The organism is Parasalinivibrio latis (assembly GCF_036825535.1).
In the GTDB taxonomy this organism is placed as follows: Bacteria; Pseudomonadota; Gammaproteobacteria; order Enterobacterales; family Vibrionaceae; genus Parasalinivibrio; species Parasalinivibrio latis.
The window spans coordinates 1,290,742-1,303,774 of sequence record NZ_CP098813.1 but is presented as its reverse complement, the minus strand read 5'-3'; the positions used below and the strand labels follow the sequence as shown (position 1 = coordinate 1,303,774).

10 protein-coding genes are annotated in these 13,033 nt (G+C 48.5%); 7 read left to right on the top strand and 3 right to left on the bottom strand.

Annotation, left to right across the window (positions count from 1 at the left end):
- The first annotated feature begins 179 nt into the window (after positions 1 to 179).
- Genes NF212_RS22970 through NF212_RS22960 form a run of 3 tightly spaced genes read left to right on the top strand, consistent with a single transcriptional unit; the run spans position 180 to position 4,519 of the window.
- The gene (locus NF212_RS22970; RefSeq protein ID WP_434361253.1) at positions 180 to 2,504 is read left to right on the top strand and encodes an efflux RND transporter permease subunit; all 2,325 of its coding nucleotides are present in this window, start codon (positions 180 to 182) and stop codon (positions 2,502 to 2,504) included.
- 57 nt (positions 2,505 to 2,561) lie between these two features.
- A complete protein-coding gene (locus NF212_RS22965; protein ID WP_434361252.1) occupies positions 2,562 to 3,338 on the top strand; it encodes an outer membrane lipoprotein-sorting protein in 777 nt (258 codons plus the stop codon).
- Between the two features lie 11 nt (positions 3,339 to 3,349).
- Positions 3,350 to 4,519 (top strand): hypothetical protein, encoded by a 1,170-nt coding sequence (locus NF212_RS22960; protein ID WP_434361251.1) that lies wholly within the window; start codon positions 3,350 to 3,352, stop codon positions 4,517 to 4,519.
- A gap of 60 nt (positions 4,520 to 4,579) precedes the next feature.
- On the opposite strand, the gene NF212_RS22955 is transcribed toward NF212_RS22960, so the two are convergent.
- Positions 4,580 to 6,562 carry a bifunctional metallophosphatase/5'-nucleotidase gene (locus NF212_RS22955; protein ID WP_434361250.1) on the bottom strand — a complete coding sequence of 661 codons (1,983 nt, stop codon included), beginning with the start codon at positions 6,560 to 6,562 and terminating at the stop codon, positions 4,580 to 4,582.
- A gap of 327 nt (positions 6,563 to 6,889) precedes the next feature.
- Here NF212_RS22955 and NF212_RS22950 point away from each other — a divergent pair, with 327 nt between their 5' ends.
- On the top strand, positions 6,890 to 7,102 hold the full coding sequence (locus NF212_RS22950; protein ID WP_434361249.1) for a hypothetical protein: 213 nt from the start codon (positions 6,890 to 6,892) through the stop codon (positions 7,100 to 7,102).
- A 97-nt stretch (positions 7,103 to 7,199) separates the two neighbouring features.
- The gene (locus NF212_RS22945; RefSeq protein ID WP_434361248.1) at positions 7,200 to 8,270 is read left to right on the top strand and encodes a GGDEF domain-containing protein; all 1,071 of its coding nucleotides are present in this window, start codon (positions 7,200 to 7,202) and stop codon (positions 8,268 to 8,270) included.
- A 30-nt stretch (positions 8,271 to 8,300) separates the two neighbouring features.
- Here the strand turns inward: NF212_RS22945 and NF212_RS22940 are convergent, their stop codons facing one another.
- Entirely contained in the window at positions 8,301 to 8,489 is a 189-nt protein-coding gene (locus NF212_RS22940; RefSeq protein WP_434361247.1) for a hypothetical protein, read from the bottom strand.
- Positions 8,490 to 8,563: 74 nt separating this feature from the next.
- Complete coding sequence (norR, locus tag NF212_RS22935) at positions 8,564 to 10,120, bottom strand: nitric oxide reductase transcriptional regulator NorR (protein ID WP_434361246.1); 1,557 nt, start codon at positions 10,118 to 10,120, stop codon at positions 8,564 to 8,566.
- Positions 10,121 to 10,306: 186 nt separating this feature from the next.
- On the opposite strand from norR, the gene norV reads away from it, so the two are divergent.
- Positions 10,307 to 11,800 carry an anaerobic nitric oxide reductase flavorubredoxin gene (gene norV / locus NF212_RS22930; protein WP_434361245.1) on the top strand — a complete coding sequence of 498 codons (1,494 nt, stop codon included), beginning with the start codon at positions 10,307 to 10,309 and terminating at the stop codon, positions 11,798 to 11,800.
- 22 nt (positions 11,801 to 11,822) lie between these two features.
- On the top strand, positions 11,823 to 12,968 hold the full coding sequence (norW, locus tag NF212_RS22925) for an NADH:flavorubredoxin reductase NorW (protein WP_434361244.1): 1,146 nt from the start codon (positions 11,823 to 11,825) through the stop codon (positions 12,966 to 12,968).
- Positions 12,969 to 13,033 lie beyond the last annotated feature (65 nt).

Genomic DNA, 13,033 nt, shown 5'->3' with positions numbered 1-13,033 from the left:
TAAATCAATTTATTTGACGAAACGTCATAAATTTTTCTTTAACATAGTGACTCAGTAATTACATCCCTGACTTTTGCTTAAGACATGTCTAATAGCAAAGGTTGACCGAAACATAAAAACCAGCAAGTGCTGGTTTTTAAACAAACTAATTTGACGAAACGTCACAAATGGAGTCAGTGATGCGTACTCAACAACTACAACTTCCAATTACTTATGCCAAAACGACAATTTTTGTTGTTTTAGCCATACTATTCTTGGCAATAGTTGGAGGAAAAAACCTTTACTTCAGGGGCGACTACAACATTTTTTTTGACGGAACCAACCCTCAGTTGGAAGCCTTTGAACAAATTCAATCGACATTCAATAAAACCGATAACCTGGCCATTGTCATCGCCCCCCCGACCGGGGAAATATTCTCAGAAACTTACCTCACCATGCTGCGCCAGTTTACCGAAGATGCATGGCAGATCCCCTACTCCAGCCGGGTAGACTCTATAGCCAACTACCAGCATACCGAAGCCTTCGAGGACGATTTGCTGGTAGAGGATTTACTACTGGAAGAGTACCCGCTGGACAAACAACGTATTGAAAAAATACAGGGAATAACAGTAGCAGAGCCAGCCCTTTTGAATGCGGTAATTTCTGAAAAAGGTGATGTATCCATTGTGAACATTACCGTGCAATTACCGGAAAAGACCAAAACCGATGAGGTGATGGAAGTTGTCAACTATGCCGACAACCTAATCGAACGTTACGAGGCAGAATATCCCGGTATCTCGTTTTACAAAGCGGGAATCATCGCGATGAATTACAACTTCATGGTTTCTGCCCAAGAGGATTCAAGCACTCTGGTTCCGACCATGCTGCTCATCATCCTGCTGTTCCTTAAAGTGATGTTGCGGTCAATACTCGCCGTATTGGCAACACTGGCAGTCATTATTGGGTCTGTTGCTGCAACCATGGGGTTATCCGGCTGGTTTGGAATGTTCCTCAGTACTGCAACAGTTAATGTTCCCACCCTTGTACTTACCCTCGCGGTTGCTGATTGCGTTCACGTCATTGCTACCATGCGCCAATCCATGCAACACGGCAAATCGAAAAAAGAGGCAATCAGCCACAGCATCCGCCTTAATTTCATCCCCATCTGGGTCACCTCTGTGACCACAGCGATAGGTTTCCTGATGATGAACGCATCCGATTCCCCGGTTTTAAGGGACTTCGGAAACCTTTCAGCGCTGGGGGTCATGATTGCCTGTGCACTGTCTGTGACCCTTCTTCCGGCACTTCTCATGGTTCTCCCAATCCGGATCAAACAAAGAGGAGAGCAAGAACACTTCGGTTATATGGACAGACTGGGCGACTGGGTTGTTCGCTACCGTAAAAAATTGCTCCCTGCGTCTATCCTGGTCCTGGTAGGTGCCGGGTCGATGTTGCCGCTGAATGTCATTAACGACGAATCGGTAAAATACTTCGGCGAAGGTAACGAATTTCGTGAAGCTGCAGATTTTATGGAATCGCATATCAGCGGTATGACCAATATCAGCATTGCCATTGAAACCGGTGAATCCCAGGGTATCGCTGACCCGGTATTCCTTAGCAAACTGGAAGACTTTACCCTTTGGCTAAGGGCCCAACCTGAAACTGACCATGTTGCCAGCCTTGTAGATGTATTCAAACGGCTGAACAAAAACATGCATGGTGACGATGAGGCATACTATCGATTGCCCCAAGACAGGGAGCTCGCAGCCCAATATCTGTTGCTGTATGAAATGTCCCTCCCTTACGGCCTGGATCTCAACAACCAAATCAACATCGATAAATCTGCCATCCGCGTTGTCGTCACAACAGACAACCTTGGCAGTAAACAACTGGTTGAATTCGAAAACAGGATCCATACATGGTTTGCCAACAATGCCCCGGCGTATTCCATTAAGGCATCCAGCCCATCTCTGATGTTTGCCCACATTGGGGAAACCAATATGGCAAGTATGCTGAAGTCATTGCCGGTGACACTCCTGTTGATATCTGCGCTTATGGTGTTTGCCCTGCGTTCACTCCGGCTTGGCATTATCAGCGTAGTGCCAAACATGGCACCTGCAATTATCGGCTTTGGTATGTGGGGGCTGCTGTCCGGTGAAATTAACCTCGGGCTCTCTGTTGTTGTCACCCTGACATTGGGCATCGTAGTTGATGATTCCGTGCACTTCCTCAGTAAATACCGCTATGCACGCCTGCAAGGGAAAAACGCAGAGGAGTCTGTCCGCTACGCTTTCCATACTGTCGCCAGGGCACTTTGGATAACAACAGTCGTTCTGGTTGCCGGGTTCCTCGTTCTCGCCAGTTCAGATTTCCGCCTTAACAGTGATATGGGCCAACTCAGCGCACTTATCATTTTCATCGCGCTGATCGTCGATTTCTTCATGTTGCCAGCACTGCTGATGATCTTCGACCGCAAACCGGTGAAAGCAGGACAGTCGGTCTCAAGTACCGCACCGCTGATATAGCAACAACCGGATACCTGACAAGTATTCACAACACGGATTCTGGATAAGGAGATAAAAATGAAATTTTTACGTTGGAGTGTCATCCCGTTGTTGTTGGTCTCTGCATCAACTCTGGCGGATGAAGCAAAAGGGCTTGAAATCGCTACCGAGCGCAAGGCCCGAGATATCGGATGGGGTGATTCGGTTGCTGAAATGACCATGATCCTCAAATCAGCCAGTGGGAACACCAGCAACCGGTCAATGCGTCTGAAAACTCTCGAAGTAGATGGAGACGGAGACAAAGGTCTGACGATATTCGATGAACCACGGGATGTAAAAGGGACTGCGTTTCTTAACTTCTCTCATACTACCAAGCCGGATGACCAGTGGCTCTACCTTCCCGCACTGAAAAAAGTGAAGCGCATTGCTTCTCGGAATAAATCCGGCCCGTTTATGGGCAGCGAATTTGCTTATGAAGACCTGAGCTCCTTTGAGATTGAAAAATATACCTTTAATTACCTTCGCGAAGAGCCCTTTGAAGGTCAACAGACATTTGTGCTTGAGCAGATCCCGACCGACAAAAATTCCGGTTATACCCGGCAGGTTGCCTGGATTGACCAGACTCACTACCGCCCACTCAAAGTGGAATTTTATGACCGTAAAGGATCGCTGCTTAAAACCCTAGAGCTCAAAGATTATAACCAATACCTCGACCGGTACTGGCGTTCGCATCGCATGGAGATGCAGAATCACCAGACAGGAAAAAGCACGGTTCTCACAACCGAAAATCTCGCATTCCAGACCGGGTTAAACGACCGGGATTTCAATAAAGCCAGCCTAAAACGCGCGCGATAGAGGGAGGTGGAATGAAACCGGGAATATTTGGGGCAGCGTTTTTGCTGGTATCGGTAAGCTCACCGTCGGCAGCTGTGGACTTCAGTGGCAACCTAAATCTTGAACACCGCCAATTTTTTCAATCTGGCTTGAGTGGGCAGGACAATGAACAGACATCACTGGTTTTTGAACCAGAATGGTTTGCGGAATGGAATGAGGGTGATTCAACACTGACATTTCAGCCGTTCGCCCGTATCGACAGCCTTGATGACGATCGCACCCATGGTGATATTCGGGAGCTGATGTATGTTCATGTGTTTGATGACTACGAGTTCCACGCAGGAATTGGAAAAGTGTTCTGGGGTGTCGCTGAATCCCAACACCTTATCGATGTTGTAAACCAGTCAGACCTGGTTGAATCAGTGGATGGAGAGCAGAAACTCGGTCAACCCATGGCAATGCTCAAAGCAGTGAAAGACTGGGGAACCGTGGATGTTTTCATTCTCCCTTACTTCCGTGAACTCACGTTTGCAGGTACAGAAGGAAGGTTAAGGCCACTGTTGCCCATAAGCGACAGTGCCCGCTATGAAAGCTCTGCCGAAGAGTCACATGTCGACTTCGCCGCCCGGTACAGTCACTACATCGGCGACTGGGATTTCGGGTTTTCCTGGTTCCAGGGGACTAACCGTGACCCTTACCTGCTGGTATCCGGCAACCAATTGGTCCCTTACTATGCCCAAATGGATCAGGTTTCTGCGGATATACAGAAAGTCAGCGGAAGCTGGCTCTGGAAGCTGGAAGCCCGCTACCGGGACAGCCGAGACAACCATGCCGCAGTCGTGGGTGGATTTGAATATACCTTTGTTGGTGGCTTTGATTCCTTCTGGGATATCGGTGTCCTGGCAGAATACCAATATGACTCCCGTGGAACAGAAAGTCAGTCATCCTCGCAAAATGACCTTTTCGTGGGAACCCGTCTGGCACTCAACGATGCTGAAGGGACGGAAATACTGTTTGGTATCGCCCAGGATCTCGACCATAGCAGTGCCAGAAGCGGCCGGATTGAAGCCTCGGCCCGGATAGACAACAACTGGAAATGGCGAGCAAATGCGTGGTGGTTCAACAGCGACGAACCTGGCGACTTTCTTTACTTCATTCGTAAAGACGACTTTGTCGAGTTTGCTCTCGAGTATTACTTTTAGGTGAGTTAACGTCTTCCGCAGTTGGGCAGGCGCTGGTATCGGCCTGCCCTTTTTTCTTTTTTATTTCGCGCGGTTAAACGTTACTACCTGATAGGAAAGCGGCGTCACTACCGGGCGGGCATGATCAATATAGTCAATCACACCTTGTGCATCTGTGTTGCAGCGGGTGTTGTCTGCTTTGCAGTTTGGCGCAGAACCAACATAATTAACCTTATATTTATCCCCGGACTTGCTGATATTTTTCACCTTAAAGCCGGTTAGTTTTCCATCCACATAGACCACATCGACACGACCAGATTTGTCTTTCTGCGCGGTATAAAGTGGCGTCCAGCCATCATTACCAGTGGCATTGTAGTTATTGATTGCAACATTATACGTTTTGTTGTCATCCAGCGGAGTCCAAACCGGGTGCTGTTCAGTCCCGGTCATCACCTCAACAGATTCCAGTTTACCGGCTTTAAACGGTGTGGTTTCTGTGTAGGTGTAGCGGATATGCCCTCCATAAGGGAATTTACCCGCATGAGAGCCCTCTGGCAGCGTCTTGGTCACTGCTTCATTGAGCAGCTCTCGGATAACTTTGCCTTTAACCGGTACCACGGACATGTAGTTTGAAAACGGAAGCAATTCCAGTGATACGTTTCCTTCACGGTATTCCCCGGCTTCAATGTTGGTACGGATACCACCGGCACCGATCAGCGAGAAATCAACCTTCATACCGGTTACCGCCTGTACCTTAGGTTCATTCGCCCAATAGAACTGTCCTTCAGCAACAATAGGTGCCACATCGGAACCATGGTTATCAGTTCCGCGGTCACCCGGACGGCGTTCATGCTTAAGCTCCTCAGGAACACGGCCAATAATCTTGCCATAGGCCTTATCCACTGCCGGCTTGTACTTGGTATTGATCAACCGACGCATAGCCTGATCTTCCTGGCTGATGACTATGTTGTCTTGGGCAGCAATAAATGCCTCAGCTTGCTTCATCTGAACCGGGGTAAAATGGCTTTTTCCGTCGCGTGCAGGGCTGGAGTAGAAGTCATCATTGCTCAGCAATGTATTGTGCCCGTCACAACTGACAATATGCCCAGCATTGTCAAAAGATACGATCACTTCACCGATGGCTTGGGCATATTCGCCCGCCTGAACGACACAGGTTTCAGCCAAACCATTTGGGTTTTCAACCTTCTGGGCATACTGCCCGTTGTTTGCCAGCCCCAGGTTGGTAAAGTCACCCAACAACGTATGGGAGTGGCCACCAACTATCAGATCAATACCGTTAACCTTGGATGCCAGATTCAAATCGGATGCATTGCCGATGTGCGTCAACGCTACAATATTGTGAATCCCCCTGCTTTCCAGGTAATTAACCGTTTGCTGTGCGGATTTCTCCATGTTTTCAAAACGGACTTTTCCTGTATGGGGGGCAATATCTGGCATATCGTCTAAAACCAAGCCGAATACAGCAACAATATTTTTATTTTTCGGTAGGTTATTTAAATCTGTAACCAGCGTTTTTTTATTTCCACTGAAAGCATAGACAACAAACGGACGTAAATTCTGTTGACCTTTTAGATCAGGATCTTGGCTGACATCCATATTAGCTGCGAGTACTGGAAAATTAACTGACGAGATAAATTTATTCAGCTTTGCATTGCTGATATCAAACTCATGGTTACCCAATGCCATCGCATCCAGCCCCATTCGGCTCAGCAAGTCAGCATTCATTGCACCCTTATTGATTTTAAAATAGGCACTTCCCTGCCAGGCATCGCCGCCGTGAAGAAACAAGAAACTCTGATTCTTCTCTTTTGCGGCATTGCGGTATTGCTCAGCCTTTTCTTCCAAACGCGGGTAACCGCCAAATTCGTTGTAGACTGCCTGCCCATCCATTTTGAATCCGGATTTTACCGGGTCGAAATTAGAGTGAGTGTCGTTTATGTGGGCGACGGTAAGATCAAAAGTGTTCTGTGAATGTTGAAAAGATGAGCAACCTGCGAGGATTAACGCAGCAGAAAGCATGGAAAGCGGTTTTATGAATGACATGGTATGCCTGGCTTTATCATTTTGAGTGATTTTTGGACATTATTCCCCCGACCGTTCCTTGTAAGAAGCGACAAAGGAAAATTGCCGGAAATATACTGAATACAACAAATCCGGGCAAACGTTTTCGCAGTAGAAAAATATCAAAAGTCGCAATCATTGTTTTAGTTTTTAATCCATTTTCCTGCTTTTACGCATCCTCTGATTATCAGATGATGGTGCATTGGTTTTAGAAATCCTCACTTGTTCATATTGTGTTCAGCTCAGGGCGGTTATCTTATGTACCACGAAAACAATAAAGCCCCCCGTTTTGTACCAAGAGGAAATGACATGAAGAACGTTATTATCAGTCTGGTCGCACTTATTACTGGCTTTATTACTCTGATGTTTGCAGCAGTAGTGGGTCTTTTCGCTACCGCCGCAGCCATTATTGCCCGCCCTTTCATTCGCCGGAAACTGGCCAAGATGAGAGTTCAATCTCAGTTTGAGCGTCACGGTCAGGTAATTGATGGGGAGTTCACTGATATTTCAGCGAAAAGCTGAAAGTGATGTCTATTTTTCTGTATAATTTCGCGATTGCAAAAATTCAGTAGTTACCGGGTACCGACAACCCGGTATCGCGTCTAATGCAGAGGAAAGAATGCAGCGAGTGGAACAAAATCTGCTTCAGCGATTGCAGATTACTGACAGGGAAATAGAACGCAGAAAAGACCTGCTGGGGATAACGGCTACTGATATCCACCAGCTTTCTTTAGCATTGCCGATCATTGAATCTAATCTAGAAACCCTTGTAGGAACATTCTTCACCCACCAGCTCAACCAACCCGAAGTTGTCGAACTGATTGACGATGCTGAAACGCTGGATCATCTCCGCATCTCACAAGCACACTATATTCTTGACCTTTTTTGTGGGTGTTATGACGAAAAATATGTGAGCAGCCGGCTGCGCATTGGCCTGATTCACAAACGAATGGGTATCGATACCAAATTCTACCTCGCGTCAGTACAGACATTAAAAACCATACTTATCAATGAGGTATGCCAGCACAGCCCATTCGACACAACCCCTATCCCATTTATCACCGCACTGGAAAAAGTCATAAACTTTGATACCGGGCTGGTCCTCGATACCTACATAGACTGCATGATGAATGGTGCCAAACAAGCCAGAAAACGTGCAGAACGATATGCCGAAGAGCTCGAACTAAAGGTAAAAGAGAGAACCCGTTTACTCGGTACCGACCCGGTAACTGGCCTCCAAAATGTCCGCTACCTGCTGGATACCTTCAACAAAATGATTCAGTCAGCACAGCGACGCCAGGAACCTCTCTCATTTGTGTATATAGATATCAACGATTTCAAACTGGTCAATGACAAGTATGGACACCAGAGAGGTGACGAAATTCTCAGACAAGTTGGTGAAGCCATTAAGTCTGTGTCAAGAATTGAAGATGCCAGTTTCCGTTATGGCGGCGATGAGTTCTGCGTTATCTTGCCAAACTGTACCGAAGGACACGCATTGACCACCTTCTGCACTCGCCTTATCCAGGAACTGAAGCAGAGGGTTCCTACCATCAGCCTCAGTGTTGGCGCAGTTCAAACCGGCCCCACCAGCTACCACAATCCAAAAGAACTGATCGACTGCGCAGACAAACGTATGTACGGCCACAAAAATGAGTGCAAAAACCGTATTTACGAGTTGCAGCAGTAAGGTCAGCTGGATGTGATACGTCAGAAATCTTTACAGCTGGAACAAGAGAGACACGTACTGGGAAAACAACCCAATAGATATTAATCCCTTAGCTGTATGGCATGGCTGTTGCTTTTTCGCTGGAATAGTACCAATCAGAATCATTGGTACAAGAAGCCCGCATTCGTTGCCTGCAAGCACGTGAAAGCGGGCCCCGGTAATTCCAACTGACCCTTCCATCACTGCCCCTTTCAGTAAGGGGCATTTTTTACCCTCTAAAGCTGAAAACTGCACCTTGAGCTGGTTTGGGTCTACTAACGTTTCAGCCCCAGCCTCTTAGCCAACCGGTGAAGGTTGCCTGCGTCTACGCCGAGCTCCCTGGCGGTTGCAGACCAGTTGTTACGGTTAGCGTTTAATGTACTTTCAATGCGGAACTTCTGGAACGCATCCGTCGCTTCCCGTAAAGGCATGCTGATAAGCCCGGCAGGAAGGGAGCTAACCCCACAAGAGGCACCCTCTGGTGGCACCATATCATTTTGTCCCGTTTTATAGCCGCCAATCTTACCAAGGTGAATCGTCTGGATCTGGACAATATGGCTTTCAGTTTGTGCTCTCGCCAAGACCGCAGCACGGTAAATCACATGTTCCAGCTCGCGGACATTTCCCGGCCAGTCATAGGAAACAAGGGCGGAAATTGCTTCAGGGGAGAGTTGAAGTTGTACCAGGTGCAGCTTCGCCCTTGTTCGCTCAGTAAAGAAACCGGCAAGGAGCACGACATCATCTCCCCTCTGTGAAAGCGGTGGTACCAACAGGGGAAACACACTGAGACGGTGGTATAAATCAGCCCTGAAACGCCCCTCAGACACCTCTACGTTCAGATCCCTGTTAGTGGCGGCTATCACACGAACGTTTACTTTCAGGGGCGTATCATCACCCACACGCTGTAAATCCCCGTATTGGATCACCCGGAGCAACTTGGCCTGCAAACCTAACGGCAACTCCCCGATTTCATCAAGGAAAAGCGTCCCTTCATCAGCGAGCTCAAATTTGCCCTGCCGGTTGCTGATGGCTCCGGTGAACGCACCTTTCACATGGCCAAACAGCTCACTTTCTGCCACAGACTCCGGCAAAGCGGCGCAGTTAAGGTACACCAGCGGTTTATTGTTGCGTGGCGACCCGTCATGGATGGCCCTGGCAACCAACTCTTTACCAACGCCGGTATCGCCCTGGATAAGTACGTTCAGGTCTGTATCTGCCACCACTTCGATACTGGTTTTAAGTGCATTTATGGCCGGGCTTTCCCCAATAATTTCGGGCACAGTCCCCTGCGGGGGTGACGGCATAACAGTACTTTCATCATGGCCACGAAGTTCAAGCCGCTCCAGTAGAAGTGCATTCTGGAGCGATGCTGCCGCCAATGAGGAAATAGTTCGCAAAGCATCGTCACTGAACCGCTCAGACAAAGAGGGTTCAAACGCATCTATGGTCAGCGCCCCTATGAGTCTCTCCCCGGCCATCAGGGGAAGGCCAATACAGGCATGGACATGAAGGCGACCGTCATGATTGGGAATCAGGCCGTCAAATGGATCCGGCAATTCACTTTCTTCCGGGAAACGGACGACATCCCCTGCCCGCGCAATGGCCTGAAGCCGGGGATGTTCGTCGATGTCGAACCTCCGTCCCATTACATCCGGCGACAACCCGCTGATAGCCAGGGGGACAAACTGTGCTCCCTGGTACATCAGCAGTGAGGCTGCATCACAACCCAGCAGCCGTCTAAGGCCCTGGACCATATTTTCAAACCGGTTTTCTCCCGACATCCCCTCAGTGAGGCTCAGGGCCAACTCGGCGAGTTCTCTTGCTAATAGCATTGATTTCTAACCATTTACTGACAGTGTCATAAAGACAATGGCATGTCATTTTGACACAAATGAAGCACTGTCCAAATGACACATATTGAAAATTTAATTCTTATTAATCAATAAATTAAAAACTGGCACACCCGTTGCAATATGCAGTGAGTAACACGCATTCAATACAACAGTTAAGGTTTCATTATGAGCATTCATGTTAAGAACAATATCGACTGGGTTGGCCAACGTGACTGGGAAGTTCGAGACTTCCATGGTACCGAGTACAAAACGACCAAAGGTACCAGCTACAACAGTTACCTGATCCGCGAAGAAAAGACCGTGCTCATTGATACTGTTGACCACAAATTCAACCATCAGTTTGTCTCAAATCTCGAATCTATGATCGATTTGAACACTATCGACTATGTGGTAGTGAACCACGCGGAAGAAGATCATGCCGGTGCACTTTCCGCCCTGATGGCAAAAATTCCGGGCACTCCAATCTACTGCACCCAAAATGCGATCGATTCTATTGTCGGCCACCATCATCACCCTGAGTGGAATTTCAACGTCGTAAAAACCGGTGACAGCCTGGATATCGGCAATGGGAAGCAGTTGGTATTTATTGAAACACCAATGTTGCATTGGCCGGATAGCATGATGACTTACATGACAGGGGACGCCGTCCTGTTCAGTAACGATGCTTTTGGCCAGCACTACTGCGACGAACACCTGTTCAATGACGAAGTAGACAAGACAGAACTGATGGAACAGTGCCTGCGCTACTACTCAAACATCCTGACCCCGTTCAGCTCACTTGTAACGGCAAAAATCAAAGAGGTACTGGGCTTTAACCTGCCGGTCGACATGATTGCCACTTCTCACGGTGTGGTATGGCGCGACAACCCGGTACAAATCATTGAACAGTACCTTGAATGGGCTAACGACTACCAGGAAGACCGCATCACCCTGTTCTATGACTCCATGTCAAACAACACACGTATGATGGCCGATGCCATCGCACAGGGTATCAACCAGGCTGACCCTCGCGTGAAGGTGAAAATCTACAACGTTTCGCGCCACGACAAGAATGAAATTCTCGCGAACGTGTTCCGCTCCAAAGGCATCCTGGTGGGCTCATCTACCATGAACAATGTAATGATGCCAAAAGTGGCGGGCATTTTGGAAGAAATTACCGGCCTGCGTTTTAAAGGCAAAAAAGCAGGTGCATTCGGCAGCTACGGCTGGAATGGTGGTGCGGTAGACCGCATTCATGCTCGCCTGACCGATGCCGGTTTCCATACCACCGTCAGCCATAAAGCAAAATGGCGTCCGGATGGTTCTGCACTGGAAGCGTGTCGGGAATATGGCCGTCATGTTGCCCGTGAATGGGCGTTAAGCCCGCTCCCTACTGACGCAGGCTTACCGGCACGTGAAGATAATACAAACAATGGTGTAAACGTGGTTATTCCTGATGCAAAACCCGCCTCTGCACCTCAGCCATCATCCGATTCAGCGTCATCAGAAAATGGCGAAGGCAAAATGCTCTGCACTATCTGTAACTGGGTATATGACCCGGCAGTAGGTGAGGAAAACCAGGGCGTGGAACCGGGTACTACCTGGAGTGATGTTCCGGAAACCTTCCTCTGCCCCGAATGTGGCATGGGTAAAGACGTTTTCGAACCATACAAAGGCTAAGTCCCGACGACAGGAAAATACCATGAACGCCCCAATTGTTATTATCGGCAGCGGTTTCGCTGCCTACCAACTGGTAAAGAGCCTGCGCAAGCAGGCTCCGGATGCACCCATTACCGTGATTACTGCTGGTAACGGAGACAGCTACAACAAGCCGGATATCAGCCATGTATTCACAAAAAGCCAGAATGCAGCTGATCTGGTAAAGCAAACCGGCGCAGCTTTTGCTGAAGAAAACCAGGTTACACTTATCCCTCAAACCCCGGTTGACGGCATCAACCCGGTTGAGAAAACCGTGACTTTTGGCAAATCCATTCTGCCATTCAGTAAGTTGGTGATTGCCAAAGGCGCCAGTGCATTTGTTCCTCCAATGGAGGGCGATGCAACGCAAAGCGTGCTGACGCTAAACAGCATTGAAGAATACGAAGCTGCCCAGGACCGGCTCTCTGACGCCAAGCGCGTATTGGTCATGGGAGGCGGCCTGATTGGCACAGAAATCGCAATGGACCTGGCAAGCAGCGGCCGTTCAGTGACTCTCGCCGACCCGGCAGACAGCCTGCTGTCGAACCTGTTACCGGATGTGATTTCTGCCAGCTTGTACAAAACCATGGCGAAACAGAATATCCACCTGACCCTGAATGACTGCGCCGTTACCATGAACCGCATGCCGGAAGGCATTGAAGTAACGCTTAAATCCGGCATGACCCTAGTGGTAGATGAAGTGATTTCAGCCGTAGGCCTTCGCCCACGCACTCAACTGGCCAAAGATGCCGGACTGGCAGTAAACCGGGGAATCATTGTTGACCGCCAGATGCAAACGTCTGCACCGGACGTTTATGCCTTAGGAGACTGCGCTGAAATTGAAGGAAAAGTGCTGAGCTATCTGCAACCCATTCTGTTGAGTGCAAACGCGCTGGCTAAAACCTTGGCAGGACAACCAACGAAAGTAAGCTTCCCCCCTATGCTGGTTCGGGTTAAAACCCCTTTGTTACCTATCCAGCTTAGCGGAAATACCACCGGTGATTCCCTGCGTTGGGAAATCCACGCCGACAGAGACGGCCTGATTGCCAAGGCGTATAACGTACTGAATAAAATGGTGGGTTTTGTTGTCACCCAGAACCATATGAAAGATGCCTTCCCGCTGCTTAGGGAACTGCCTCCGGTACTGTGATGATTTCCTGACGATAAAAAGACAGGCTCAATTGAGCCTGTCTTTGGTATTCAGGTTTACTACAA

Bases quoted from the DNA above. Each gene is read 5' to 3' on its own strand.
- NF212_RS22970 (WP_434361253.1), top strand. From the start codon at position 180: ATGCGTACTCAACAACTACAACTTCCAATTACTTATGCCAAAACGACA.
- NF212_RS22965 (WP_434361252.1), top strand. From the start codon at position 2,562: ATGAAATTTTTACGTTGGAGTGTCATCCCGTTGTTGTTGGTCTCTGCA.
- NF212_RS22960 (WP_434361251.1), top strand. From the start codon at position 3,350: ATGAAACCGGGAATATTTGGGGCAGCGTTTTTGCTGGTATCGGTAAGC.
- NF212_RS22955 (WP_434361250.1), bottom strand. From the start codon at position 6,562: ATGTCATTCATAAAACCGCTTTCCATGCTTTCTGCTGCGTTAATCCTC.
- NF212_RS22950 (WP_434361249.1), top strand. From the start codon at position 6,890: ATGAAGAACGTTATTATCAGTCTGGTCGCACTTATTACTGGCTTTATT.
- NF212_RS22945 (WP_434361248.1), top strand. From the start codon at position 7,200: ATGCAGCGAGTGGAACAAAATCTGCTTCAGCGATTGCAGATTACTGAC.
- NF212_RS22940 (WP_434361247.1), bottom strand. From the start codon at position 8,489: ATGGAAGGGTCAGTTGGAATTACCGGGGCCCGCTTTCACGTGCTTGCA.
- norR (WP_434361246.1), bottom strand. From the start codon at position 10,120: ATGCTATTAGCAAGAGAACTCGCCGAGTTGGCCCTGAGCCTCACTGAG.
- norV (WP_434361245.1), top strand. From the start codon at position 10,307: ATGAGCATTCATGTTAAGAACAATATCGACTGGGTTGGCCAACGTGAC.
- norW (WP_434361244.1), top strand. From the start codon at position 11,823: ATGAACGCCCCAATTGTTATTATCGGCAGCGGTTTCGCTGCCTACCAA.